This is a genomic window from Embleya sp. NPDC005971, assembly GCF_040629175.1.
GTDB lineage: Bacteria > Actinomycetota > Actinomycetes > Streptomycetales > Streptomycetaceae > Embleya.
Genome location: NZ_JBEXUX010000015.1, coordinates 52,280 through 77,724, shown reverse-complemented (window position 1 = coordinate 77,724; position 25,445 = coordinate 52,280). Strand labels below are relative to the sequence as shown.

General features: G+C 72.1%; 20 protein-coding genes and 1 tRNA gene. 14 read left to right on the top strand and 7 right to left on the bottom strand.

Translation table 11 applies throughout. The features are described 5' to 3' along the window. The first annotated feature begins 27 nt into the window (after window positions 1–27). A complete protein-coding gene (gene larC / locus ABZ374_RS15895; RefSeq protein ID WP_360311187.1) occupies window positions 28–1,221 on the top strand; it encodes a nickel pincer cofactor biosynthesis protein LarC in 1,194 nt (397 codons plus the stop codon). A gap of 81 nt (window positions 1,222–1,302) precedes the next feature. Then, window positions 1,303–3,432 (top strand): hypothetical protein, encoded by a 2,130-nt coding sequence (locus ABZ374_RS15890; RefSeq protein ID WP_360311185.1) that lies wholly within the window; start codon window positions 1,303–1,305, stop codon window positions 3,430–3,432. Here the strand turns inward: ABZ374_RS15890 and ABZ374_RS15885 are convergent. Together ABZ374_RS15885 and ABZ374_RS15880 are read right to left on the bottom strand one after the other, a co-directional pair. Further along, the gene (locus ABZ374_RS15885; RefSeq protein WP_360311183.1) at window positions 3,365–4,840 is read right to left on the bottom strand and encodes a glycosyltransferase family 87 protein; all 1,476 of its coding nucleotides are present in this window, start codon (window positions 4,838–4,840) and stop codon (window positions 3,365–3,367) included. The genes ABZ374_RS15890 and ABZ374_RS15885 overlap by 68 nt on opposite strands. A 49-nt stretch (window positions 4,841–4,889) precedes the next feature. Beyond that, window positions 4,890–5,651: a glycosyltransferase gene (locus ABZ374_RS15880; protein WP_360311181.1), complete on the bottom strand. Its 762-nt coding sequence runs from the start codon at window positions 5,649–5,651 to the stop codon at window positions 4,890–4,892. 497 nt (window positions 5,652–6,148) lie between these two features. Between ABZ374_RS15880 and ABZ374_RS15875 the strand changes: the two genes are divergently transcribed. Together ABZ374_RS15875 and ABZ374_RS15870 are read left to right on the top strand one after the other, a co-directional pair. Continuing rightward, on the top strand, window positions 6,149–6,802 hold the full coding sequence (locus tag ABZ374_RS15875) for a bifunctional DNA primase/polymerase (protein ID WP_360311341.1): 654 nt from the start codon (window positions 6,149–6,151) through the stop codon (window positions 6,800–6,802). A 179-nt stretch (window positions 6,803–6,981) separates the two neighbouring features. Beyond that, on the top strand, window positions 6,982–7,605 hold the full coding sequence (locus tag ABZ374_RS15870) for a hypothetical protein (protein ID WP_360311179.1): 624 nt from the start codon (window positions 6,982–6,984) through the stop codon (window positions 7,603–7,605). 266 nt (window positions 7,606–7,871) lie between these two features. Here the strand turns inward: ABZ374_RS15870 and ABZ374_RS15865 are convergent, their stop codons facing one another. Next, window positions 7,872–10,109 carry an MMPL family transporter gene (locus ABZ374_RS15865; RefSeq protein WP_360311177.1) on the bottom strand — a complete coding sequence of 746 codons (2,238 nt, stop codon included), beginning with the start codon at window positions 10,107–10,109 and terminating at the stop codon, window positions 7,872–7,874. Between the two features lie 158 nt (window positions 10,110–10,267). On the opposite strand from ABZ374_RS15865, the gene ABZ374_RS15860 reads away from it, so the two are divergent. Next, on the top strand, window positions 10,268–11,011 hold the full coding sequence (locus ABZ374_RS15860) for a response regulator transcription factor (RefSeq protein WP_360311175.1): 744 nt from the start codon (window positions 10,268–10,270) through the stop codon (window positions 11,009–11,011). Between the two features lie 11 nt (window positions 11,012–11,022). After that, a complete protein-coding gene (locus ABZ374_RS15855; protein ID WP_360311173.1) occupies window positions 11,023–12,753 on the top strand; it encodes a HAMP domain-containing sensor histidine kinase in 1,731 nt (576 codons plus the stop codon). Between the two features lie 85 nt (window positions 12,754–12,838). On the opposite strand, the gene ABZ374_RS15850 is transcribed toward ABZ374_RS15855, so the two are convergent. The 3 genes from ABZ374_RS15850 to ABZ374_RS15840 form a co-directional block, all read right to left on the bottom strand. Continuing rightward, window positions 12,839–13,810 carry a DUF5926 family protein gene (locus tag ABZ374_RS15850; RefSeq protein ID WP_360311171.1) on the bottom strand — a complete coding sequence of 324 codons (972 nt, stop codon included), beginning with the start codon at window positions 13,808–13,810 and terminating at the stop codon, window positions 12,839–12,841. 151 nt (window positions 13,811–13,961) lie between these two features. After that, a complete protein-coding gene (locus ABZ374_RS15845) occupies window positions 13,962–14,435 on the bottom strand; it encodes an ATP-binding protein (RefSeq protein ID WP_360311339.1) in 474 nt (157 codons plus the stop codon). A 206-nt stretch (window positions 14,436–14,641) separates the two neighbouring features. Continuing rightward, a complete protein-coding gene (locus ABZ374_RS15840; protein ID WP_360311169.1) occupies window positions 14,642–15,469 on the bottom strand; it encodes a glycerophosphodiester phosphodiesterase in 828 nt (275 codons plus the stop codon). 285 nt (window positions 15,470–15,754) lie between these two features. Between ABZ374_RS15840 and ABZ374_RS15835 the strand changes: the two genes are divergently transcribed. The 8 genes from ABZ374_RS15835 (at window position 15,755) to ABZ374_RS15800 (ending at window position 24,870) form a co-directional block, all read left to right on the top strand. Then, a complete protein-coding gene (locus tag ABZ374_RS15835; RefSeq protein WP_360311167.1) occupies window positions 15,755–17,302 on the top strand; it encodes a trypsin-like peptidase domain-containing protein in 1,548 nt (515 codons plus the stop codon). Between the two features lie 104 nt (window positions 17,303–17,406). Then, window positions 17,407–17,495 (top strand) — tRNA-Ser (locus tag ABZ374_RS15830). 9 nt (window positions 17,496–17,504) lie between these two features. Then, a complete protein-coding gene (locus ABZ374_RS15825) occupies window positions 17,505–18,647 on the top strand; it encodes a serine/threonine-protein kinase (RefSeq protein WP_360311165.1) in 1,143 nt (380 codons plus the stop codon). Continuing rightward, window positions 18,619–18,966: a hypothetical protein gene (locus ABZ374_RS15820; protein WP_360311163.1), complete on the top strand. Its 348-nt coding sequence runs from the start codon at window positions 18,619–18,621 to the stop codon at window positions 18,964–18,966. Before ABZ374_RS15825 ends, ABZ374_RS15820 begins: the two co-directional genes overlap by 29 nt. Before the next feature lie 97 nt (window positions 18,967–19,063). After that, the gene (locus ABZ374_RS15815) at window positions 19,064–21,277 is read left to right on the top strand and encodes an MMPL family transporter (RefSeq protein WP_360311161.1); all 2,214 of its coding nucleotides are present in this window, start codon (window positions 19,064–19,066) and stop codon (window positions 21,275–21,277) included. Between the two features lie 5 nt (window positions 21,278–21,282). Beyond that, entirely contained in the window at window positions 21,283–22,467 is a 1,185-nt protein-coding gene (locus ABZ374_RS15810; RefSeq protein WP_360311159.1) for a sensor histidine kinase, read from the top strand. Between the two features lie 5 nt (window positions 22,468–22,472). Next, a complete protein-coding gene (locus ABZ374_RS15805) occupies window positions 22,473–23,129 on the top strand; it encodes a response regulator transcription factor (protein WP_360311157.1) in 657 nt (218 codons plus the stop codon). 1,042 nt (window positions 23,130–24,171) lie between these two features. Next, a complete protein-coding gene (locus tag ABZ374_RS15800) occupies window positions 24,172–24,870 on the top strand; it encodes a transglycosylase family protein (RefSeq protein WP_360311155.1) in 699 nt (232 codons plus the stop codon). A gap of 314 nt (window positions 24,871–25,184) precedes the next feature. Here the strand turns inward: ABZ374_RS15800 and ABZ374_RS15795 are convergent, their stop codons facing one another. Continuing rightward, window positions 25,185–25,361, bottom strand: coding sequence for a hypothetical protein (locus ABZ374_RS15795; protein WP_360311153.1), 177 nt, complete (start codon window positions 25,359–25,361; stop codon window positions 25,185–25,187). Window positions 25,362–25,445: the final 84 nt, after the last annotated feature.

Here is a 25,445-nt window from a genome sequence, read left to right as displayed (position 1 = left end):
ACAGTGGCCGCGACGGGAGGTAGCCGCGTGGCCATCGCATGGTTCCAGTGCCAGGCCGGTGCGAGCGGCGACATGCTGCTCGGTGCCCTGATCGACGCCGGTGCCCCGCTGGAGGCCGTCCAGCAAGCCGTCGACGCGGTGGGCGTCGAACCGATTCTGATCACCGCCGAACGCACCGACAGACACGGGTTGGTCGCGACGCACGTCCGGGTCAAGACCGTGCCCAGCCACGTGCATCGCACCTGGAACGACGTCCGCGACCTGCTGGACCGGGCCGATCTGGTCGAGCCCGTGCACGCCCGGGCGCACGACGTGTTCGGCCGTCTGGCGCACGCCGAGGCCCGCGCGCACGGATGTCTGCCCGAGGAGGTGCACTTCCACGAGGTCGGCGCGCTGGACGCGATCGCCGACGTGGTCGGCACCTGCACCGCGTTGCACGCGCTGGGCATCGACGAGGCGGTCGGGTCGCCGGTCGCGCTGGGCAGCGGCAGCGTACGGGCCGCCCACGGCGTGTTGCCGGTGCCGGTGCCGGCCGTGCTCGAATTGATGCGGGTGGCCGCCGCCCCGGTCTACGCGGGCCCGGCCCCGTACGAGATGTGCACGCCCACCGGCGCCGCCCTGCTCACCTCGGTGTGCCGGACCTGGGGACCGATGCCGGCCCTGCGGATCACCGCGGACGGCAGCGGCGCGGGCAGCCGGCGGATCGAGGAGGTGCCCAACATTCTGCGGGTCGTGCTCGGCGAGCGGCACGAGGCGGACCGGTTGCGACCGACCGGCGAGGACGTGCTGATCGAGACCAACGTGGACGACCTCGACCCGCGCCTGTGGCCGGCGGTGCTGGGCAAGCTGCTCGCGATCGGCGCGGGCGACGCGTGGTTGGTGCCGATCCTGATGAAGAAGGGCCGCCCCGCCCACACGTTGTGCGTGCTGGTCCCGGCGGATCGGGTGGACGCCGCGCTGCACACGGTGTTCGTGGAGACCTCGACGATAGGGGCGCGGGTCCTGCCGGTGGCCAAGCGGGCGCTGGCCCGCGAGTTCGGCACGGTGCAGGTGGAGGGCCTGCCGGTGCGGATCAAGACCGCGATGTTCGACGGCAGGGTGGTCAACGCCCAGCCGGAGTACGAGGACGTGGCCGCCGCGGCCGCGTCGCTGGGCCGACCGGTGAAGGTGGTGATGGGCGCGGCGACCGCGGCGGCGTACGCGGCCGGACTGCTGCCGTGAACATGGCAGCGGGGCGCGGCGCATAGCCTGGGGCGATCATCCGTCCCCGTGTAGGCCGCGTACGTCGAGGAGCAGGCACCCGTGATCGCTCGTCCCCTCCGGTTGCTGCTCGCGCTGCTCACGGCGGTGGTCGCGCTGTCGGCGCTGCCCGGGTCGGCCGGCGCCGCGCCCGCCCGCACCGCCGCCGCCGACCACGTCGTCCTGCTCGGCATCCCGGGCCTGACCTGGGCCGACATCGACGGTCGCGGTACACCGGCGCTGGCCGACCTGGCCGGGCACGCGACCTCGGCCGCGATGTCGGTACGCACCGTGCATCCGCGGGCGTGTCCCGTCGACGGGTGGCTGACCACGGGCGCGGGGGCCCGCTCGACGGATGCCCGCACCAGCGCCAAGAGCGCCGAACCGTGCGCCGAGCCGCCGCCGCCGACCCTGGCCCCGGACGGCACGGCGACGGTGCCGAACATGCGCGCGATCGTCAAGCGCAACGAGAAGTTCGGCTACAACCCCAAGTACGGCCGACTGGCCGCCTCGGTCGCCGAGCACGGCGGCGCGGTCACCTCGGTCGGCCCCGGCGCGGCCTACGCGAGCGCCGACCCGACCGGCCGGGTGCGCGGCGCCTACCTGCCGGACCCGGCCGCCGTGGACGCCGCGCTGATCGAGCGCTCCGCACTGACCCTGGTCGACCTCGGCGGCCTGACCGGACCCGGCGTCGACCGGGCCGACCGGCTGCGGGTGGTGGACGCCCAGGTGGCCCGGATCGCCGCCGCGCTGCCGCCGCGCAGCCAACTCGTGGTGGCCGGCCTCGCCGACGACACCGGCACCCCGCACCTGCGCGCGCTCCTGGTCGGCGGCCCCGGCACGGGGTCGGGCACCACCTTCGACTCCGGCTACCTGACCGCGACCTCGACCCGCAACGACGGCCTGGTCCAGCTCACCGACCTGGCTCCGAGCCTGCTCGCGCCGCTGGGCATCGACGCGCCGAGCGAGCTGGTGGGCGCGGTGTACACGCGGGTGGCCGGTCCCTCCGGCGGCGCCGCGATCGAGGAGCTGCGCCTGTTCGACGCGGGAGCCCAGGCATCTCGTACGGTGCGCGAGGTCTGGTACTTCTTCACCTGGCTCACCCTGCTGCCGATCGCCTGCGCGGCGGTCGCGTTGTGGCTCGCCGTGCGGTTCGGCCGCAGCGGACGAACCCGGGCCCGGCACACGGTGATACGTGCCGCGACCGGGATCGGGGTGTTCTTCGGCGCGGTCCCCGGCGGATCCTTCCTGGTCGGACTGGTGCCCTGGGAGCAGGCCGGCGACCCGGCCTGGACGCTGCTCGGGCTCACCGTCGCCTTCGCCGCCGTGCTTGCCGCGTTCGCCCTGCTCGGCCCCTGGCGCAATCAGCCGTACGGCCCGGCCGGCGTGGTCGCCGCAGCCACCGCGGTGATCCTGGCCGGCGACGTGATGCTCGGCTCACCACTGCAACTGAACACCCTGTTCGGCCTGTCCCCGCTGGTCGCGGGCCGGTTCTACGGCTTCGGCAACGTCGCCTGGACGATCTTCGCGATGGCCGTGCTGCTCGCCGTCGGTTGGCCGATGGGCCGGCTGCTCGCCGCAGGCCGCCGACGGGCGGCGATCGTGGTGCTCTCGGTGGTGGGCGCGGTCGCGGTGGTGGCCGACGGCTGGCCCGCGTTCGGCAGCGACTTCGGTGGGGTGCTCGCGTTGATCCCAGGCCTGGCGGTGCTCGGCCTGCTGCTGACCGGCACCCGGATCTCGTGGGCCAAGGTCGCCCTGGTCGGCTTGGGCGCGGTCGTGGTGATCGGCACCATCGCCGTGCTGGACTGGCTTCGCCCGGCGGCGAGCCGCTCGCACCTGGGGCGGTTCGTCCAGGAGATCGTGGACGGCGATGCCGGCGACACCCTGCACCGCAAGATCATGGGCAACCTGCACTCGTTCACCACGCCGTTCACGCTGATCATCCCGGTCGTGTTCGTGCTGCTCATCCTCGCCGTGCGCGATCCGGCCAAGTGGCGCGCGCCGGCCCTGGCCCGGTCCTTCGAGGCGGTGCCGTGGCTGCGCTCGACACTGATCGCGTGCTGGCTGACCTCGGTGGTCGGCTACGCGGTGAACGACTCCGGCATCCAGATCCCGGCGGTCGCGCTCACGATCGCCGCGCCGCTGGCCATCGCGGTGATCGCGGCATCGGAGGGACGCCCGCGCGCCGACTGACCAGCACCACCGCGACCAGGATCGCCGCGCCCGCCCACGGGCCGACGGTGCCGCGCAGGGTGCGCTGCAGGGTGTCCACCGCGTCCGGCAGCGGGACCACCCGGCCGGGGACGTACGCACACACCAGCAGCGTGCTGCGGGCCAACAGCAGCCCGTCGAGCGCGGAGGGCGCGAGCAACACGAGCGGCGCCCAGGCCGCGACGTCGTACCAGGGCAGGCTGTACGGCGTGGTCAGCAACCAGGCCAGGGACAACAGCGCGGCGGCCGCGGCGCTGTCCCGCAACACGTGCGCCATCGCCGCCGGCCGCGCCCGGGCGGCGGTTCGGGCCAGCAGCCACACCACCAGCGCGCCGAGCAGCCAGCCGAGCAGGCCGATCAGCGAACGCGCGGTGTCGTGGCCGACGGCCGACTCCAGCGGTTTCAGCACCAGTCGCAGCGGCACCGCGAGCGAGACCAGCTTGGTGTTCTCGCGCATTTGATCGAACGCGCCGAGGCCGACCGGCAGATAGGTCGCGACGCCGACCACGAGCGCCGACCCGATCATCGCGGCGAGCGCCCTCGGCCGCCCGCGCAGGCCCCAGGCCAGGGCCAGTACATACAGCCCGAGCGAGACCTTCGCCGCGCAGGCCAGGCCGACCAGGACACCCGCGAGCACGGGGGAGCGGCGCACCGCGAGCAGCGCGCCGACCGCGAACACCAGCGCGAACGCGTCCAGATGGCCGGCGCCCACCGCCACGAACAGCAGCAGTGGATTGAGCGACCACAGGATCGCCACCCGGGCCCGGGCGACCCGATCCGGGCCGGCCGCGCGCTGCAACAGCAGCCCGGTCAGCACGAACGCGACCGCTCCGAGCAGGGTCGACACCAGCACGATCGTATGCACCGAGGTGCCGCCGATCCGGGCCGCGAACCACTGCTCCGCGGTGGCCACCGGCCCGTACACGGACGGCACGTCGGTCCACGGCGCCTCGACCGCGACACCGACCGGGTCGCCGTCGCGCACCAGCGTCGCCGCGGTGTCCCGATAGGGATCACCACCGGTGGCCGCGAGGCGACCGTACGCGGCGTAGACGAGGTGGTCGGCCGAGCCCATCGGCGGCACGCACACCACCGCGAGCGCGGCCACCGCGCCGCCCAGGGTCAGCCGACCCGGGTCCGGCGCCCAGCCCCGGCCCAGCGCGCGCAGCGCAAGCGCGAGGCCGATCGCCCCGGACAGGGCCGCCGCGAGCAACAGACCGGTCACCACCCCGGCGGCGGGCCGGGCCGTGAACCGGTACGGCGGCAGCCAGGACGGCCCACCCGGCAACGGCGGCTGCGCGGCCGAGGGCCCGAGCAGGCCGGTCAGCACGATCAGGGCGATCGCCAGCGCGCACAAGCCGACGGCGAGCGCCCCAAACGGGTGTTCCACGTGAAACATCGACGGGCGACGCGCCGCGGCGGGCCGAGCCGCCACCGGTTCAGCCACGACCGCGGATCGCCCCGGGCAACGCGCCCGCCGCGCCTCGCTCGGCCAGGGCCCGGGCCACGTGCGCGTACTGCCGGGCCCGATGGCGCTGCGCGGCGAAGTCGGTACCGGTCACCCGGTGGTGCAACTCGACCTCGACCTCCTCGACCGGGAAACCCTTGCGGACCAGGTCGATGGTCAGCCCGGTCTCGACGCCGAAGCCCCCCGCGAGCGGCAGCGCCGCCTCGAACGCCGCCCGGGTCAGACAGCGCTGGCCGGAAAGCGGCTGCGTCGCGGTGAACCCGCAGGCCCGGGCGATCCCGTCCCGGGCGGCCCGGACCACGAAGCCGTGGCCGCCGCCGGCGCGAAGCTGGGGCGGCAACACCGCGATGCTCATCGCCGCCGTCCCGGACCGCACCGGGTCGATCAGCGGTGCCGCGGCGGCGGCCGTGTGCTCCAGGTCGGCGTCCAGGAACAGCAGGTGACGCGGCCGTTCCCGGCCCTCGCGCAGGTCGATCGCGGCGACCACGGCGGCACCGGTCTCCATCGCGCCGGCCTTGCCGCGATTGCGCCCGTGGCGCACCGGCACCGCGCCCGCCGCCCGTGCGGCGGCGGCGGTGTCGTCCCGCGAACCGTCGTCCACCACCACCACGAGATCCACGCCGGCGATCGATCGCGCCGCCTCGACCGTGGCCGAGATTCGTTGTGCCTCGTCGTAAGCCGGGATCACCACGGCCGTGTCGCCGGTCGGTGTGCCGGTCGTGTGCTCCGCCATGGCGTGATCCTACGAGCCGACCCGGATACCGGCCGGTTCCACCCGTCCTGCCCAACGACGCGGCGCGGCGGCGTGAAGGTCAACGCCGTTGGGGGTACAACGGAAGAGAGCCACATCGCGGGGATGCCCCCAGGATCCTGTGATCGCGGTCTCGTGACATCTGCGGAACCTCCGAGGGCCGGCCGTTCGTCGTCCTCGGTGAGGAGAGCTGGAACAGGCGCGGCGTCGCATCGGACGCGGTGCCGCCCCAGGCAGAGACCAACAGACCCAACCGCAGCGCAACCGCAGCAACGGATGGCACGAGGGTCCGCTCGGGAGCCCCCATCTCCCGCCCGAGGCCCGATTCGCGAGGGCAACACCCGTACCGGGCGCCGTAATTCGCCACCCCTGCGCCACCTCGCGCCATGTGCCGCCAAGCGGCCTCGTCATGGTCGGCTGCGGAGTACCTGAGTATCACGCATAGTGCTTCCACGTTCACGGAAAGGAACGAGCGCATGCTGCGCGAGATCCTCGGAAGACGACGGAGGGAACGCACCGCATTGATGTCGGCCGTGCTGACGTGTGCGAGATGGCGCTGGCCCGTGGTGCCCGGCGTCGGATACGACCGCTGGTCGGGCGTGTGTCGTTGTGGTGCGACCGATTGTCGCGTGCCGGGCGCCCATCCGGGTGAACCTCCCCTGCTCGCGGCCACGTGTGACGAACGCATGGCGCGTTGGTGGTGGGAACAGACACCGGACGCGTCGGTGATCCTGGCGACGGGTGGGCGGGTGGCGGCGTTGAGTGTGCCGTCGGAAGCCGGTGCCCGTTCGCTCGACCAACTCGCCCGGCTCGGTGTGCGTACCGGTCCGGTCGTCGCCGCGCCGGGCCGCTACGCGTTCCTGGTCGAGCCGTACGAGCTGGGCGAACTGGGCGAGTTGCTGGACCGATACGGCCTCGATCGGTACGGCACGGTGCCCTCGACCCTGCGCTTCCACGGCGGTGGCGGCTATCTCGCGCTGCCGCCGTCCCGGGTGCAGGGCGGTGTGTTGCGCTGGGCCCGGCCACCGGCTCCCTCCGGGGATCCGACGGCCGGCGGACCGTGGTTGCCGGCCGTCGCCGACCTGGTCCGCACGCTCGTGGACACCTGCCAACACGCCGAGCCCAGAGCCTGATCGAGGCGCGCCGTCACGCGATGGAGTGATCGTTGTGGCGTAACCGCAACATGTGGTGATCGCTGCACGTCGTGGCGGCGCGATAGGCTCGGCGCGCCGATCATTCCGGCCCCGTTCCGCGCAACACTTCCCGCTCGTCGGGCCGCGCGTGAAGGGGGCTTCGCGCGCTAGGAGACACCATGCAGCGCCCACGCACGGGTCACATCCGCACGGTGGCTCTGGGCGCGGTCGTGGGTCTGTCCCTGATCGTTCCGCTCGCCGCCGCCTCCGCGGACTCGGCGGGCCCGGACAAGGGCCGCCACACCGCCGACTCGGGGCCGACCACCCGCCCGAGCGCCGTCAAGGCCGCCGAGTTCGGCAACGGTGTCGGCGACGGCGATCGCTCCGGCTCGGCCGGCCTGCTCGAACTGATCGGTGGCAAGCCCACCGCGAAGTCCTCGGCGGGAAGCGCCACTTTGCCGGCCGCGGGCACCGAGAGCGTGTGTGGCAAGGCGGTCGAGGGCGCCAAGGCGGTGCGCGCGCAGACGTGTGTCGAGCGCGACGGCTCGGAGGTCTGGGGCCGGGTCTACTACCGAAACCCCACGCCCGAACCGCTGTTGCTGGTGATGAGTGTCCTGCAGCCGGACGGCAACACCCTGCGGGTGAACTGCACGGTCGCCGCCAAGGACGACGCGGGTCGCTGCGACACCCCGCGGGTGCGGGCGCCCAAGGGCCTCGACGGCTGGTCCGCGGTGGCCGAGCTGGCCTCCAAGGACGGCCTGACCAAGCTGCTGCGTTCGGGCTCGGCGACCGCTCAGCGCTGACCCGCACCACCCCGACGCGCCCGTGAAACCGGGTCGGTGGGACCGGGAAAAGACCCCGGAAAAGTGAGAGGCCCGGCCGCTGAAGACGGGGGATGCATCAGCGACCGAGCTGGATCAAAGGTAACAACAAGCCGGCGGATCTCCAATCCGGGGCCGGTCGTCGACCCTCCCCGACCGATCCCGCACGCCCGTGGTCGGGCGTGCGGGCGATCGTCGTACCCGGTGGGTGCCGAGCGCCGGGGACACCGACGCCGGCCCCCGATTCGCTACCGGCTGGGTGCGAGCACCTTGTCCGCGCTGCCCTCGGCGTCCCCCGACGGGCCGTCCACGGGCCGGTCGGGCGGGTCCACCGCCAGGTGTGGCAGCCGCTTGTCGAGCCATCCGGGCAACCACCAGTTGGCGCGTCCGAGCAGATGCATCATGGCCGGGACGAGCAACATGCGCAGGATGAAGGCGTCCAGCGCGACCGCGCCCGCCAGGCCGAGGCCCGCCATCATGCCGCCGCGGTCGCCGCTGAGGACGAACGAGCCGAACACGAAGATCATGATGAGCGCGGCCGAATTGATCACCCGCCCGGTGCCGGCCTGACCCACCCGTACCGCCCGGGCGTTGTCGCCGGTGCGCAGCCATTCCTCGTGCATGCGACTGACCAGGAACACCTGGTAGTCCATCGAGAGCCCGAACAGCAGCGGCAACATGATGACCGGCAGGAAGGAGATGATCGGGCCCTCCTTGCCGAGCCCCAGCAGGTCCATGCCCCAGCCCCACTGGAAGATCGCGACCAGCAGGCCGAACGACGCGCACGCGGCGATCAGGTTCATCAGCGCGGCGGTCAGCGGCACCAGCAGGCTGCGGAAGGCGACCAGCATGAGCAGCGCGCCCAGCCCCACGATCAGGGCGATGAAGCCCGGCATACGATCGCCGACCACGGCGGCGAAGTCCTTCTGCAGCGCGGTGTCGCCGCCGATGTGCACCTTGAGCGTGCTGCCCTTCGCGGCGGCGGGGACGGTCCGGTCGCGCAGCGTGTCGATCAGCTTGTCGGTGGCCTCGGCCTGCGGGGACGTCGCGGCCACGACCTGCACGACCCGGGTGCCGGCGGCGAGGCCGCCGGCGTCGGCGGGCACCGGGACCTCGTCGGCCCGCACCACGCCGCGGGTGCCGCGGACGTCGGCGATCAGGGCGTCCAGTGCCTGCCGGTCCTGCGGGCCGTGCAGCTCGGCGACCATCAGCAGCGGGCCGTTGAAGCCGGGGCCGAAGCCCTTGGCGAGCAGGTCGTACGCCTGTCGAACCGTCTGCGAAGTCGGCTGGTTGCCCTGGTCGTTGGTGCCCAGGCGGAGCGAGAGGGCCGGGATCGACAGGGCCGCCATGACGACCAGTGCGACCAGGCCCAGGGTGCGCGGCCGGCGCTGCACCAGGCTCGCCCAGCGCACGGCGGTACGCCCGGCTTCCTCGCTGTGCACGGTGCCGGCGGCGGATTGCGCGGCCAGGGCCCGGCGTTCGCGGCGGCTGAGCGCCCGCGTGCCGAGCAGGTCGAGCAGGGCGGGCAGCAGGGTGGCGGACGCGAGCACGCTGAGCACCACGACGAGGGTGGTGGCGACCGCGATTCCGTCGAACAGGGCGATGTCGACGGTGAACAGCGCGAGCAGCGCGACGCACACCGTGCCGCCGGCGAACACGACGGCTCGGCCGGAGGTGTCCAACGCCCGCACCGCGGCTTCCCGGGGGGCGAGGCCGGCCTTGAGGCCGTTGCGGTGCCGCGTCACGATGAACAGGGCGTAGTCGATGCCCACACCGAGCCCGATCAGGCTGCCCAGCAGCGTCGCGGTCTCGGGGATGTCGGTGACGTGGCTGAGCAGGACGACCGTGGATATCCCGGTGCCGACCGCGAACACTCCGCTGACCAGCGGAAGCAGCATCGCGAACAACGATCCGAAGGCGAGGAAGAGGATGACGCCCGCCGCGATGATGCCCACGCCCTCGGCGAGCCCGGCCGGCGGCTCCTGGGCGGCCTCGATCGCGGGTCCGCCCAGCTCGACCCGCAACCCCGGTGCCCGCGCCTGTTCGGCGCGCTCGATCAGGTGCTTGAGGTCTTTGGTGTCCAGCTCGAACTGCTGCTTGACGAAGGTCACCTGCGCGAACGCGATCCGGCCGTCGGCGCTGACCTGCGCGGCGCCGGCCGGGTCGTACGGGCCGACCACCCGACCGACGTCGGGCATGCGCGCGATGTCGGCGAGCAGCGCGCTCATCCGCTCGCGGACGGCGGGATCGTGCACGGTTCTCTGCTCGGTCCGCCACACCACGTTGTCCACGTCGCCCGCCGTGTCCGGAAACGCCTTCTGCAGGCGCTCGTACGCGCTGGAGGACTCGGTTCCGGGGATCTTGAACACATTGGAGTACGCACTGCCCGCCGTCACGCTCGCCGCGACGGATCCGAACAGTGCGGCCACCCAGAGTAGGATCACCGTCGACCGGTGATTGAGGCACCATCGCGCCCAGGCCGCCATAGCCGTTTCCTTCCTCATGCGGGCCGCCAGGCCCGGTCGTGCGTCTCCAGGCCAGATTCGGTCGACGCGCGGGCGGTCCGGCGAGCCGGCGGCGGACTCACAGGAAGCTCACAATCTGTCCCCCGAACTTCCGCAAACTTCCGCCGGATACTGGGGAGATGAGCAGCAGTCAGCCACGCGCGGGTGCCACGGTCCTGGTGGTCGAGGACGAGCCGAGCATCAGCGACGTCCTCGCCATCACCCTGCGGTTCCACGGCTTCGAGGTGGTCACCGCGGACGGCGTACACACGGCCCTGGCCGCCGCCCGCCGGGAGCGGCCCGACGTGGTGTTGTTGGACATCTCCCTTCCGGACGGCGACGGACGCCAGGTGTGCCGCGTGTTGCGCGCCGAACGACCGGACGTCGCCATCGTGTTCCTCACCGCCCGCGACGCGCCCGCCGATGTCGTCAAGGGGCTGACCCTGGGCGGCGACGACTACATCACCAAGCCGTTCAACGTCGACGAGTTGGTCGCTCGCACCCGCGCGGTGCTGCGGCGCACCCGGCCGGCGCCGGACGAGGCCGCGCCGCCGGTCCCGCGTCCGCCGGTACTACGGCACGGGGACCTGGAGTTGGACGAGGCGACGTACACCGCGAGCCGGGGCGGGCACGGCGTGGAGTTGACCCCGACCGAGTTCGCCCTCCTGCGCCATCTGATCCGGCACGGCGATCGCATCGTGCCGAAGGAGCAACTGCTGCGCGAGGTCTGGAAGTACGAGCACGTCGTGGAGTCGACGGTGGTCGAGACGTACATCAGCTATCTGCGCCGCAAGCTCGATCCGCTGGTGCCGGACGGGCCGCCCCTGATCACGACGCGGCGGGGCGTGGGGTACGGCCTGCGACCGGCGGGCCACGGCGCATGACGGGCGGGCCGATGAAGCGGAGCGACGTGGGCGAGTCGACCGAGGGGCCGGGCGCACCGGGGCAACGGCCGGGGGACGCGGGCAGGTCCGCCGGTGGTGGCAACGGCGAGAGTGGGCGGGCCGGCCGGGTCCGTCGACGGTTCCTGCCGCGGCCGGTGCGCAAGCGTCCGCACATCGTGGCGATGCGGGCGACGCTGGCGCTCAGCAGCATCGCGCTGCTCGCCTCCGGCCTGGCGCTGCTGATCTGGTTCAGCATGATGGGTGTTCGGCACTATCTGGAGTCGGGCGTCGACGAGGACCTGTCCACCGGCCGGACCGGCATCGAGCGGACCGGCATCACCAGTGCGCAGTTGTCCGAACCGGGCCCGACCGCGGGCATGCGCGATGTGCTGATGTCGGCCGGGCTGCACGGCAAGGTCTTCGTGCTGGTCGACGAGCGGGGCGTGGCCCTGCCGATCGCCGACCGGGCGCCGGATGCCCTGCAACGCGCGTTGGCGTCGACGTTTCGGGACGGGCGCGGCCTGATGCCGCATGCCGGGCCGCGCGGCATCTCGCTCGGTGGGGATTCCTACCGGTCCGCCGCGGTGCGCCTCGGCGACGGCCGCTACATCCTGCTGGCCCGCTCGACCGAGGAGCTCGACGCCGTGGTCGACCGGGTCGTGCACTTCGAACTGATGGTCGGCGGCGTGCTGCTGGTGCTGCTGGGCAGTTCCATCTACTGCCTCGCGTGGTGGCGGCTGCGGCCGTTGGAGGACATGGTCGAGACGGCGTCGGGCATCGCCGAGGGCGGTCCGGACCGGCCCGACCTGTCCGCGCGTGTGGCGGCGCGCAAGAGGTCGTTCAGCGAGGTCGAGCAGTTGCGGACCGCGTTGAACGCGATGTTGCAGCAGGTCGAGTCGGCGTTCGAGATCCGCGAGCACGCGGCGACGCACCTCAAGCGGTTCGTGGCCGACGCGTCGCACGAGCTGCGTACACCGTTGGCGGCGATTCGCGGCTATCTGCAGTTGTACGAGAAGGGCATGCTCGTCTCGGAGGACGAGCGCACCCGGGCCCTGAACCGGATGGGGGGCGAGGCCGAGCGCATGGCCCGGCTGGTCGACGAGTTGCTCGCGCTGGCCCGGCTGGACCAGCGCCCGCAGTTGCGACCGCGCCCGATCGACCTGGTGGGCATGGTGCGCGGGGCGGTCGCCGATCTGTCCGCGCAGCAGGCGACTCGGCGGGTGCATACGGACGCGCCGGACACCTGTGTGGTGCTGGCCGACGAGGCGACGCTGAGTCAGGTGGTCGGCAATCTGCTGGCCAATGTCCGGGCACACACGCCGGTGTCGGCGGACGTGCACGTGTCGGTGTCCGAGACCGCGGGCGACGACGGCGAGCGGCGTGCGGTGTTGCGGGTGCGCGACGAGGGACCGGGCATGCGACCGCAGGATGCCGAGCGCATCTTCGACCGGTTCTTCCGGGCCGCGCGTGAGCACGGCCGTACCGGTACGGCGGGCGGTGCCGACTCGGGCAGTGGTTCGGGTACGGGCAGCGGGCTCGGCATGGCCATCGTCTGGGCGGGGGTGGCCGCGAACCGGGGCAGTGTGCGGGTCGAGACCGAACCGGGCGCGGGCCTGACCGTCGTGATCGAACTGCCGGCCGCGAACGTCGACGTGTGCCGGCCCGGTGGCGGGGTGGACGAGCGGGACGGCGACGCGGCCGGCACCCGGCCGCCGGCGCTCGTGTCCCCGGAATCCCGATAGGCGCGTTCCCCCGGGTGGCCGGTGCCCGGGGCGTTCGGCCCTCGTCCCGGCCGACCCACGTCGAGGCGGGTCGGCCGGGGGTCGCCTAGTTCAGCGTGATCTGGCGGTTCAGCAGACCGTTGCGGGCGCTGCGCTGACGCGGCGTCAGCGGGCTGGTGTCCGCCATCGCGGCGGCGAGACGCTCACCGAACTCGCGGGCCGGCTTCTCCACGTCCTCGGCGGTCATCGCGGTCGGCAGGTCCCACACCGGGACGAGCAGCCCGTGCGCGCGGAACGAGCCGACGAAGCGGGTGCCCTCGCCCAGGCTCGACTCGCCGGCCGCGTGCAGCCGCGCGATGGCGTCGAGCAGTTCCTCCTCCGCGTGCGGCATGACCCAGCGCAGGTGATTCTTCTCGGTGGTGCCACACCAGTACGCGGCGTCCACCGAGGTCAGCCGGACGGTCGGCATGGCCGCCGCGTTGGCCCGCTCCAGCGACGCGCTCACCTCGGCGTTCATCGCGGCCGGGTCGTCCACCCAGAAGTCGAAGCCCGGGTGCACGGTGATCTCGAGCGGCTTGGACAGGTCGAGCAGGTCCTGCAGCCGGTCGCCGGACTCGGGCAGCGGGCCGGGAGCGACCGAGGTGCCGTCCTCCTGGGCGAGCGCGCGTTCGAGGGCGTGCGCGATGTCCCGGCTGACGTCGCCCGAGCTGGTGTGGGTCTGCAGCCCGACCAGGATGGCGCCGTCGGCGCGCCGCAGCGCGGGCCAGGCCATCGGCAGCACGGTCGCGAGGGTGACCACCTGGTCGGCGTGCTCGCCGGTCAGGGTCAGCCGCGCGGTCGCGGCCGGGACCAATTCGCGCAGCGCGATCCAGTCGCACTCGTTCGGCAGCCCCTGGAAGGGACGCAGGACGAGCGTCTCGGCGGCGACGGATGCCTCGCGCCCGTGACATGCCTTGTACCGGCGGCCCGAGTTGCACGGGCACGGTTCGCGACCGCCGACGACCGGGACGGATCCCGTGGCGGCTGCGGTCTGGGTCTTGTTGCCGGTGTGGCCCTTCAGCGCGGCCTTCTTGCCCATGCTGCGGTCTCTCCGCCTCGGTGTCGGGGGGATGGTGGTCGACGACTCACCAGGTCCGAGGGTACTGAGTTCCGCGAGCACGAGTGGACGCTCGAACGCGTGCACGACGCGACGGTCGACCGGGGGCGGGCGGCACCGGGGCGCGCCGGGTTCAGTCGAGCGGGTCGACCGCGTCCAGGTCGAATTCGTCCCACAGGTGGTCGGCGGCGCGGGACTCGATCGGGACCAGCGCCCACACGGTGACCTCGTCCGGCGTGCCGCGCACGCCCCAGTCGGCGGCCAGCGTGCCGATGATGGACAGACCGCGACCGCCGTGTGCGCTCAGTGACGGGCTGGCCTGCCGGGGCCGGGTGGAACTGCCGCCGTCGGTGACCTCGATCGCCAACAACCCGTCGGGACGCACCCACCAGGCCGCGCGCACGTTGCCGGACGGCAGGGCGCGGGCGTGGCGCAGCGCGTTGCTCAACAATTCGGAAAGGATCAACACCGCGTCGTCCACGACGGCCCCGGCGATGCCGCGTTCGTCGAGATCGATGGCCAGGCGGTGCCGAGCCGCGGACACACCGACCGGAGCGTGCGGTACCAACACCGCCGCGGAATCGGGCACCCCACGGGCCACGACCATTGCCACCCCCGGCCTCCTTAGTGCACACGTCTGCCTTGCGCACAGGTCTCTCGCGCGCGTCGGGCTTGAGATGCCCGATGCCGACGGACGGGAAACGGCGGGGCGCTGTGCGCTGAGACTCGCTCGGGGGCGTATAGGGGTATGTGATCCCGCCAAGACGGATATAACGTCTCGAAAGGCCACCAGCGTACGCCCCCCAATGGGGTCTAACCGGACACCTGGGCCAGTACCTGTCGTGGCCGATTCGTGATGATGGCATCCACGCCGAGCCGCAGGCACAGCTCGACGTCCTCGGGCGCGTCCACGGTCCACACGTGCACCCGGTGCCCGGCCCGATGCAGGCGGGCGACGTAGCGCGGGTGGGCGCGCACGATGTCGATGCTGGGGCCGGCGATGCGCACCTCGCGGGGCAATGTGCCGTCGCGGAACAGCAGCGGCACGTGCTCCATCAGGAACACGGTGGGCAGCTCGGGCGCCATCAGTCGCATCCGGCGCAGGGACAGCTGGGAGAAGCTCATCACCCGAATCAGCGACGGGTCCTCGGTGGCGGGCCGGGTCAGCCCGAACCGCTCCAGCAGATCGACCAGGCGGCGCTCGACCAGGCCCGCGTACCGGGTGGGGTGCTTGGTCTCGATCGCCAGGCGCACCGTGCGGGGCGAGTCCACCACCAGTTCGAGCAGGCGCTCCAGGGTGAGCACCGAGCGGCGGTCCCAGTCGGGGGCCTCCGGTTCGTCGGGGCGTTCGCGTTCGACGCCGGATTCCTTCCAGGAGCCGAAGTCGAGCGCGGACAGGTCCGCGAGCTCCAGCGTCGAGACGATCCCGCTGCCGTTGGAGGTGCGGTCGACCTTGCGGTCGTGGACGCACACCAGATGGCCGTCGGCGGTCAGGCGGACATCGCATTCCAGGGCGTCGGCGCCGTCCTCGATGGCCTGGAGGTAGGCCGCGAGCGTGTGCTCTGGGACGGTGTCGGACGCGCCTCGGTGGGCGACGACCTGCACGTTGGCGCGCAGTGGGCGCGCCCCGGTGGTGGACACGGAACAATCGTGCCATCCCGAGGTGAGCGCACGGTGACGGCCGGGTGTCCGGCGACGGTGTCCCGCGCCCGGACGGGCTCCCGAATCGGGTCGTCGGGGTGCTTTCGGGGCCGATCCTCGGTGATTCCGCCGGGATTTCCGTGCCGACGCGCGTGGCCGGACCTGCACGGATAACCCCGGGATAAGGGGGAGGGGCGGCCGGCGCGTCCGGCGCTTACGGTGTTCAGACAGGGCGTCGGGGAGTCTGTGCTCATCAAACATTCCGATGTGTGTGGGAGGAAGACCGTGAGCGACGACCGCGACGTGACCGGCGGCGAAGTCGGTTCACCGGTGCCGGGGGAGGGCCACGGATCGTCCTCCGCCACACCACTGCCGGCGCAGCCGGGGATCGGGTCCGAGGCGGCGCAGCCGGGGGTCGGCCCGGCGGCGGAGCCGGAGTTCCGCACCGAGGTGCCGGCCAAGCCGGTCGGGGCGCCGACCGTGGGACAGCCGCACGGGGAGGCCGGGGCGTACGGGGAGGTCGGGGCGCCGACCGCGGCGCTGCCGCCGGTGGGTGAGCCGACGGCCGAGGTGCCCGCCGCGTTCGCGGCCGGACCCGCCGCGGGTGGGGCGGGGGCTCCGCCGTTCGGGGGGACCGGCGCCTATCCGGGCTACCCGGGCTACCCCGGTTTCGGCGCACCGCCCAAGCCCAAGCGTCGGCCGTCCGGAATCCTGGTCGCGGCCGTGGTGGCCGCGCTGCTCGCCGGCGGCGTCGGCGGCGGGGTGGGCGCGTGGATCGTGGATCGGGACGACAAGCCGGCCTCGGCGGGCGTCGGCCCGTCCTCCTCTCCGGTGGACCCGGCCTCGCTGAACCGCTCGCCCACGAGCGTGGCGGGCATCGCCAAGCAGGCGGTCCCGAGCACGGTGACGATCAAGACCAAGGGCAAGGTGTCCGGCCAGGGCACCGAGAGCGGCACCGGTGCCGGCTTCGTCTACGACAAGCAGGGCCACATCCTGACCAACAACCACGTGGTGTCGCTGGCCGCCGCCGGTGGCGAGTTGAGCGTGACCTTCTCCGACGGCACCACCAAGCCGGCCAAGATCGTCGGCCGCGCCGAGGGTTACGACCTCGCGGTGATCAAGGTCGACGACATGCCCGCCGGCATCCAGCCGCTGCCGCTGGGCGACAACGACAAGGTCGCGGTCGGCGACCCGGTGATCGCGATCGGTGCGCCGTTCACCCTGTCCAACACGGTGACCACGGGCATCGTGAGCGCCAAGGACCGCCCGGTGGCCTCCGGCGACCAGCAAAAGGTCTCGTACATGAACGCGATCCAGACCGACGCGGCGATCAACCCGGGCAACTCCGGCGGTCCGCTCCTGAACGCGGCCGGCGAGGTGATCGGGATCAACTCGGCGATCCGCTCGACCGGCGGCGGCGGTCAGTCGCCGTTCGGCCAGCAGCAGGAGTCCGGCAGCATCGGCCTGGGCTTCGCGATCCCGGTCAACCAGGCCCGCTGGGTCGCGGACACGCTGATCCAGGGCAACAAGCCGGTCTACGCACAGATGGGCGTCCTGCCCGACTCGCGCTACACCGGCACCGGCGCCAAGATCATGGCGCAGGGCACCAACGGCCAGGACCCGGTCACCGCGAACGGCCCGGCGGCGAACGCGGGCCTGAAGGCCGGCGACGTGATCACCAAGCTGAACACCCGGGCGATCGGTTCCTACGAGGACCTGTTCAGCGAGATCTGGAGCCACCGTCCGGGCGACAAGGTGAAGGTCACCTACCAGCGCGACGGCAAGGAGGCCACCACCGAGGTCACCCTGGGTCAGCGGGTGGGCGACAACTGACCCCCGCCTCCGGCCACCCGTGGGCCCGCCCGGAATCCCCAGTGATCCGAGCCACCGCTCATGAGAGACTGATGCCGCCCGCGCCCCAACCAGGTCGCGGAGCTGGAGGACTCGCCTAGTGGCCGATGGCGGCAGTCTTGAAAACTGCTAACAGGGGTGACTCTGTTCGTGGGTTCGAATCCCACGTCCTCCGCAGGAAGCGATGCGGATGCGCGAAAACGCAGGTGGGCGGCGGTACCCGGGGCAACTCGGGTGCCGCCGCCCTTGTGTGTGGGTGCGCCGGCCTGCGGCGCGCGGGGGCGAGGTGGTCGGACCTCGCGGTCGTTCCGCCCGTACGGGGTCGTCCCGGGGCGTGGGTGGGTGGGGTCGGGTGGGTGGCCATAATCGGGGCCGGGCTCGATTCGGCCGGCGGCCTCGCGGGGCCGGGATCGGGATCGGTCGAACGGGGGACTGCGCATGTTGGATCCGTTGTTGCCGGGTGATCCTCGGGAGGTTGCCGGGTATCGGCTGCGGGGTCGGCTCGGCCAGGGCGGGATGGGCAGCGTCTACCTGTCGTACGCGGGGTGGGCAGCCGGTCGCGCTCAAGGTGGTGCGGCCCGATCTGGCGCGGGATCCCGAGTTTCGTCGGCGGTTCGAGCGCGAGGTGCAGGCCGCTCGGCGGGTGTACGGGCCGTACACGGCGCCGGTGCTGGACAGCAACACCGATGGCCCGCTGCCGTGGCCGGCCGGGGCGTACGTCGCGGGGCCGCCGTTGTCGGAGGCGGTCAGGGTGCACGGGCCGCTGCCCGTCGAGACGGTGTTGTTGCTGGTCGCCGGGGTGGCCGAGGCGCTGGAGGCGGTGCATGCGGCGGGTGTCATCCATCGTGATCTGAAACCGTCCACCGTGCTGCCGGCCTCGGACGGACCGCGGGTGATCGACTTCGGCATCGCCCGCGCGGCCGACACCACCGCGCTCACCGGCACCGATGTCGCGGTCGGCACACCGGCGTTCATGTCGCCGGAGCAGGTGCAGGGCAGGCCGGTCGGGTTCCCGTCCGATGTGTTCTCGCTCGCGCTGGTGGGTCATTACGCCGCGACCGGCGACCATCCCTTCGGGCAGGGCCACGCCCAGGCCCTGATGTATCGGATCGTCGGCGAGGCGCCGGATCTGAGCACGTGCCCCGAGCCGCTGCGGGGCGTGCTCGACGCGTGCCTGGCCAAGGATCCCGCCGACCGGCCTTCGCTCGCGGAGGTGATCGAGGGCTGCCGGCGCGGTGCCGAGGTGACCACGCTCGTGCGCGGACAGCGCGGTGTCGCCGCCGGTCACGCTCAAGTACATGGCGTGTCACTCGGATTCGGGCGGTGACTCGAACGACTCTCTCACGGCCGAGCTGCGGTTCCTGGACACCGGAGCCGTCGCGGGCCTGGTCGCCAAGCCCGACGCGACCGTCGAGGAGTGCCGCGGCGCGGCCCGCGTGGCGTCGCTGCCGGACACGTTGCCGCTCTCCGCGCTCAACTCGAACCTGGTGGCGCGCGACATGGGGTTCTGCGTCGAGACGAGCCGCAAGACCGTGGTGCTGGTGTGGGTGACCGACATCCGGGAGCCGTCGAGTGCCGGGGGATTGCGGACGTTCTCCGTGAACGTCACCCGGTGGAAGACGGGGTCCGAGAAGACGGGGTCCTGACCGCCGGTTCCTCGGTCCTTGTCCACCGATCGGTGGACGAGGGGTTCCATCGGTCGAGCCTGTCCGCGATACCGGCCCGGCGACCAGGATTTCGGGCATGACGAATCTTCCTGTTCGGGTGGCGCGGTGGAGCGCCGGACACCCCTGGCGAGCCATCGCCGGCTGGGTTCTCTTTGTCGCGTTGTGCCTCGGCGGTGGCATCGCCGTCGGGGGCAACGCGGCCACGGCGGACGACTTCCGGGTCGGCGAGGCCGGTCGCGGCGAGGCGCTGGCCACCGAGGGCGGGCTGCAACAGCGGCCGATGGAGCGGGTGTTGATCACCGCGAAAACCGGACCCTTGGACGTACGCGCCGCGACCGCCGCGGCCGGCGAGATCGTGGACCGGATGGGCAGGTTGCCCGAGGTGTCGTCGGTGGCCGCGCCGGTGCGCTCGGCGGACGGCACGGCGATCCGGGTGGACGTCACCATGAAGGGCGCCGAGCTGGACGGGAAGAACCACGTCGACCCGCTGCTGGCGCAAACCGCGAAGGTGCGGGCGGGATACCCCGGCCTGCGGATCGCGGAGACCGGCGGCCCCTCGATCAGCAAGGACGTCCAGGGCCAGCGGGGCGAGGACCTCTCGCGGACCGAACTGATCGCGCTGCCGGTCACCCTGCTCACCCTGTTGATCGTGTTCCGCTCGGCGGCGATGGCCACCGTGCCGCTGCTGCTCGCGCTGTCCTCGATCGCGGCGTCGATCGGGCTGTCGATGCTCGCGTCGCACGTGTTCCCGGACGCCGGGGTCGGCACCAACGTCATCCTGTTGATCGGCCTGGCGGTCGGCGTCGACTACGCGCTCTTCTACCTCAAGCGCGAACGTGAGGAACGGGCCCGCTCCGGCGGCCGACTCGACTCGCGGGCGTTGGTCGAACTGGCCGCCGCCACCTCCGGACATGCCGTCGTGGTGTCCGGGCTCGCGGTCGCCGCCTCCAGCGCGACGCTGTTCCTCGCCGACGACGTGATCTTCTCCTCGATCGCCACGGGGGCCATCGTGGTCTGCCTGGTCGCGGTGCTCGGGTCGCTGACCGTGCTGCCCGCGCTGCTGGTCGAGCTCGGCACCCGAGCCGAGCGTCGGGCGGCCCGCCGGGCCGAGCGTGCGAGCCGGCGCGGCCGGGCCGTACCGGTGCGCCGGGAACCGCGCGCCGGAGCCGGCCGGATCACCTCGGCCGTGCTGGGTTTCACCAGCCGCCGCCCCGGTGCCACGCTCGCCGTCGCCGTGCTCGGCATGCTGGCCCTGGCCGCCCCGCTGGCCGACCTGAAACTGACCGACATCGGCCGGGAGACCTACTCCCGCAGCCTGCCCGCGATGGAGACCTGGCACCGGCAGAACCAGGCGTTCCCGGAACTCAAGTCGATGCACCAGGTCGTGGTCCGAGCCGACGCCGGCCGCGCCGACGAGGTGGCGGGCGCGCTGCGCGAGTTGCAGCGACGGGCACAGGCCGACCCGGCACTGGCGCACATCGACGAGCTGCGCACCTCGCCGGACCGCCGGATCACCATGCTGGAACTGCGCGTACCGCACTTCGTCGGTGCCGATGCGGCGCAGGACTCGCTGGAGCGGGTACGCCGGGACTACGTGCCGGCCACGGTGGGCAGGTTGGCCGGCGTCGACATCGCGGTGACCGGCGATGTGGCTCGCTACGCGGACTATCCCGAGCATCAGAAGGGGAAGTTGCCGCTGATCATCGCGACGCTGCTCCTGGTGACCTTCGTGATCACCGTGTTCGCGTTCCGGTCGGTGGTGCTGGGCCTGGTCGGTGTGCTGTTGAACCTGCTGTCCGCCGGTGCCGCGTTGGGGCTGCTGGTCGTGGTCTTCCAGAACAGTTGGGCCGAGGGGTTGTTCGGCTTCACCTCGACCGGGTCGATCGGCTCCCGGGTGCCGCTGTTCCTGTTCGTGATCCTGTTCGGCTTGTCGATGGACTACCAGGTGTTCGTGATCAGCCGGATCCGGGAGGCCGCGCTGCGCGGGGTGCCGACCCGGCAGGCCGTACTGGAGGGAATCGGCAGCTCGGCCGGCGTGGTGACCAGCGCCGCGTTCGTGATGGTGACCGTGTTCGCCAGCTTCATGGGTCTGCATCTGATCGAGATGAAGCAGTTCGGCTTCAGCCTGGCGGCGGCCGTCCTGCTGGACGCGTTCGTGATCCGGATCATGATCCTGCCCGCCGCGATGTTGCTGCTGGGCGACCGGAGCTGGTGGCCGTCGATCGGGATGCGCCGGAGCAGCGCGCAGGGCCCCGCCGCCGGGGTGCGTGCGACCGAAAAAGTAGGCTGATCGGCATGTCCGAACGGCCGCAGTCCATCGACCGATTCCGGATCTGGAACCTGCACCGGTGGTACCTGCTCTTCTGGGTGCTGCTGGGTCTGATGCCGATGATCGTCGCCGGCCGGGACGACCCGGGGGCGTCCCGGTACTGGTCGATGGCACTGCCGGTCCTGGTCGCACTGGCCTACCTGATCATGCGACTGTTCCCGGACAACCCGGTGTTGCGACCGCGCACCTTCGGGTGGGTGCTCATTGTCGGACTGGGCGCGATGGCCTATTCGCGCCACGGCGGCGCGTCGGTGTACGTCGCGACCATCCCGCACTTCTGGTTCCTGACCAGGGACTCCCGGTCGGCGATCGTCTACGGCGGCCTGGGTGCCGCGGCCACGGTGGCCGGTGGTGTCGCGCCGCAGGGCTGGAGTCCGGACCTGCTCACCGGCAATACCGTGGCGACGCTGATCGCCTACGCGATCAGCGTCCCGCTGGGGCTGTCGGTGCTTCGCTTCGTCGAGCAGGGCGACGAGCGGGTGCGTGCCCTGGACGGCGAACTGGAGAGCGCGCAGCGGCGGTTGGCCGAGGCCAATCAGCGCCGGGGGGCCGCGGAGGAGCGGGAGCGGCTGGCCCGGGAGATCCACGACACGCTCGCCCAGGGCTTCGCGTCCATCATCGTGCTCGCCGAGGCGGCGCGGTCGGGCATCACGAGCGATCCCGCGACCACCGGCCGGCAGTTGCTCTCGATCGAGCACACCGCTCGGGAAAACCTCGCCGAGGCCCGGGTGTTGGTCGGCTCCGCCCCGCAGAGCGGGGTCGTCCCGGGCTCGGTCGCCGGCGCCCTGCGCCGCACACTGGACCGTTTCGTGGAGGACACCGGGCTCACCGTGGACGCGGAACTGCCCGACGTCGAATGCGACCAACCGACCCGGATCGCGCTGTTGCGCTGCACCCAGGAGTCGTTGGCCAACGTGCGCAAACACGCGGGTGCCACGACGGTCGGCGTGCTGCTCGCCGCCCACCCGCACGGCATCGAACTGGAGATCACCGACGACGGCCGAGGATTCGTGGTCGACGCGGCGCGAGGTTTCGGCCTCGACGGCATGCGGCGGCGACTGGCCGAACTCGGCGGCGAGTTCACCGTCACCAGCTCGGTCGGGGACGGCACCCGGATCCTGGCGATGATTCCCACCGATGGTCAGGAGTGAAGGACATGACACAGGACAGGCTGCGCGTCGTGGTGGTGGACGACCACTCGGTGATGCGCGCCGGAGTGGTCGCGCTGCTGGCCTCGGAGCCCACCATCGAGATCGTCGGCGAGGCGGGCGACGGGCTCGCCGCGGTCGAACTGGTCGAGCGACTGGAGCCCGACGTGGCGCTGATCGACCTGCGGATGCCGGTCCTGGACGGGGTGGCCGCCACCACTCGGATCATCGGACTCGGCGGCCGGACCCGGGTGTTGATCCTGACCACGTACGACACCGACGTCGAGATCGAGCGCGCGGTGGAGGCCGGTGCCATCGGCTACCTGCTCAAGGACACCACTCGCGAACAACTCGTCGACGCCATTCGCTCGGCGGCTCGGGGCCAGACCGTGCTCGCCCCCAGGGTGGCCGAGCGGCTGGTCGCCCGGATGCGCCGGCCCGCCCCGGTGGTGTTGACCACCCGCGAGGTGCAGGTGCTCGACGCGGTGGCGGACGGGCTCTCCAACGCGGACATCGGCAAGCGGCTGGTGATCGCCGAGGCGACGGTGAAGACACATCTGCTGCGCGTCTTCGCCAAGCTCGACGTCAGCGACCGCACGCACGCGGTGGTCATCGCGATCGAGAGCGGCCTGCTGCCGCGGGCCGCCGACGGAATTCGCGACTGAGCACGTCCCACCGGCTTCGGGGCCGGGCCCACCCCCGGGCGGGCCCGCGGCGGATTCGGCGACCTCGCGACCCCCGGCGAACCCCGCGGGCCCCGATCCGCGCCGGGTCTGCATTCGTCCGTACCGGGGCGCGCCGGACCCCGGAAGAGCGCTCCTATATATAGGGGGTACGCCGGGCGCGACTTTCGGCGCAAGGAATCCGCTTTCCCGGAGCCACGCATCGTGATATCGGCGCGCTTTCCCGGCATGCCGGCTTCCGGACGGTCGCGTTCCGCGCCGGTGTCCCTCGAAAGGGGGGTGAATAGCCCCACGCGTGCGGGAAAGTGGCGCGGGTCACAGTTCCCCGGGTGGCTCGGATCGCATTCGGCATACTTTTCCGGCCGGTGGCGGAGTGCTGTCGCAGCGTGAATACACGCAGGCCGGGGACGGTTCGCCGGGCCATGGCCGGCCGGTTATACCCGGCGCCCCCGCGGACTACCATCGAGGGAATTGTGATGCCGCTCACGCCCGGCACGTAAGCCGGACATAAAGGCATTTAAGGCTCGGTCGAAATGCGGCTTTCGACCCCTCGGGCCGGGTGATCGCCCGGTCGCCTTCGGTGATGATTCGACAATGCGTCACGTGTCGACTGCGTATTGTGTATGGCTGGGGGTCAAAAGGGGCAAAACGTTCCCTGGTTTGCGGCCCGGTAAACGCGAATCCGGCCCGGAAGGCCGTCCCACGGGCCCCGGTGGGCATTTCTAATACCTATCCTGACCTGCGTAAATGCCCGAGCGGGTTGATACGGGCCGGATAACCTGTTTATGGTCCTGGCGATGTGCAAATCGCACCTCCTGGGTTCCCGCCGGCACGGCATGGCGGAACTCGCGGTCTGGGAGGGCCGCGGGGTTGCGGCATCGGACATCACGTCTTGGACGTGACCGTTCGGTTCCGGGCGGGGGTGATCCGCGAGGGTCGCGCCGGTCCATCCGCCCCAGGGGAATTCCGAGAGGAATGTATGTCTCTCCGCAACGCTTTCGGTCGCACCAACACGCACCGCGGCATGGGTCGTACCCAGCGCCGCCTGCGCACCGCGACCATCGTCGGCGTCGTCGCCGCCACCCCGCTCGTCGGGCTCGCGACCGCGACCTCGGCCGGCGCTGCCACCACTTCCACGTGGGACAAGGTCGCCCAGTGCGAGAGCGGCGGCAACTGGTCCATCAACACCGGCAACGGCTACTACGGCGGTCTGCAGTTCACGCAGAGCACGTGGCGCGCCAACGGCGGTACCGGCAGCCCGCAGAACGCCTCGAAGGCCGAGCAGATCCGGGTCGCCGAGAACGTGCTCCGGACCCAGGGCCCGGGTGCCTGGCCGGTGTGTTCGGTCAAGGCCGGTCTGACCCGCGGCGGCGGCAGCCCGTCCTCGGACGCCGGCAGCACCACCACGAAGAAGGCGTCGACCCCGAAGAAGGAGTCGACCAGCAAGACGAGCACCCCCAAGAAGGTCGCCGTCGCGCCCAAGAGCGAGACGCCGAAGAAGGCCGCCCCGGCGAGCAAGCCCGCCGCGGCTCCGGTCGTGGAGACCACCTCGACCACCTCGACCGCGGGCGAATACGTGGTCAAGACCGGTGACACGCTCAGCGGTATCGCCGCGGCGAACAACGTGGGCGGCGGCTGGCAGGCGCTGTACGCGAAGAACCAGGGCGTGGTCGGCAGCAACCCCGACCTGATCCTCCCGGGCCAGAAGCTGGTCCTGCGCTAGAACTCCCCGGGGCCGGGTCGGTCCTCGAGCGTTCGGCGTACGCCGTGTGGTGCCCGCGACGCGGTGCACGGCGTCGAGTGAGTGGTGCGTGGAACAAGGCAGTGCGCGGGGCGAGTCCCGCGTGTTCGGTCGGGGGCGGCCGTATCTCCTGTGGGAACACCGGGAGATGCGGTCGCCCCCGACCTTTTCCTACGATTCGGTCGGTGTGGTGCGCTTTCGGTCACCGCGGTGACGGCAGTACCCCGACGCGCCGTGGAGGGGACGGGGCGTCGCGAGGGGTCCCACGGGCCTCTCGACCGGCCTCGGTGGCACCGTCAGGTGCGACCGGGGCCGCGCTGCGTCCGGGCCGCCTCGGCGGCGCACAGCGACTCCAGGCGGCGGGCGATCGACGCCGCGCGTTCGACCAGCGCCCGGGCACGTTCGTGCTCGGCCTCGCTCCACTCGCCGGGGTCCGCGCGATGTCCGCCCGGATGATGACCGTTGTTGCCCATAACCGCTTGGTTCCCACCGGATGGGGCCGATCATTCACGATGTGCCGGCTCATCACTCGTGATGCCGATCACGTCCGTTCCCCG

Bases quoted from the DNA above. Each gene is read 5' to 3' on its own strand.
- ABZ374_RS15880 (WP_360311181.1), bottom strand. From the start codon at position 5,651: ATGGCGGAGCACACGACCGGCACACCGACCGGCGACACGGCCGTGGTG.
- ABZ374_RS15870 (WP_360311179.1), top strand. From the start codon at position 6,982: ATGCAGCGCCCACGCACGGGTCACATCCGCACGGTGGCTCTGGGCGCG.
- ABZ374_RS15865 (WP_360311177.1), bottom strand. From the start codon at position 10,109: ATGGCGGCCTGGGCGCGATGGTGCCTCAATCACCGGTCGACGGTGATC.
- ABZ374_RS15860 (WP_360311175.1), top strand. From the start codon at position 10,268: ATGAGCAGCAGTCAGCCACGCGCGGGTGCCACGGTCCTGGTGGTCGAG.
- ABZ374_RS15855 (WP_360311173.1), top strand. From the start codon at position 11,023: ATGAAGCGGAGCGACGTGGGCGAGTCGACCGAGGGGCCGGGCGCACCG.
- ABZ374_RS15850 (WP_360311171.1), bottom strand. From the start codon at position 13,810: ATGGGCAAGAAGGCCGCGCTGAAGGGCCACACCGGCAACAAGACCCAG.
- ABZ374_RS15845 (WP_360311339.1), bottom strand. From the start codon at position 14,435: ATGGTCGTGGCCCGTGGGGTGCCCGATTCCGCGGCGGTGTTGGTACCG.
- ABZ374_RS15825 (WP_360311165.1), top strand. From the start codon at position 17,505: ATGCGGATGCGCGAAAACGCAGGTGGGCGGCGGTACCCGGGGCAACTC.
- ABZ374_RS15820 (WP_360311163.1), top strand. From the start codon at position 18,619: ATGGCGTGTCACTCGGATTCGGGCGGTGACTCGAACGACTCTCTCACG.
- ABZ374_RS15815 (WP_360311161.1), top strand. From the start codon at position 19,064: ATGACGAATCTTCCTGTTCGGGTGGCGCGGTGGAGCGCCGGACACCCC.
- ABZ374_RS15810 (WP_360311159.1), top strand. From the start codon at position 21,283: ATGTCCGAACGGCCGCAGTCCATCGACCGATTCCGGATCTGGAACCTG.
- ABZ374_RS15805 (WP_360311157.1), top strand. From the start codon at position 22,473: ATGACACAGGACAGGCTGCGCGTCGTGGTGGTGGACGACCACTCGGTG.
- ABZ374_RS15800 (WP_360311155.1), top strand. From the start codon at position 24,172: ATGGGTCGTACCCAGCGCCGCCTGCGCACCGCGACCATCGTCGGCGTC.
- ABZ374_RS15795 (WP_360311153.1), bottom strand. From the start codon at position 25,361: ATGGGCAACAACGGTCATCATCCGGGCGGACATCGCGCGGACCCCGGC.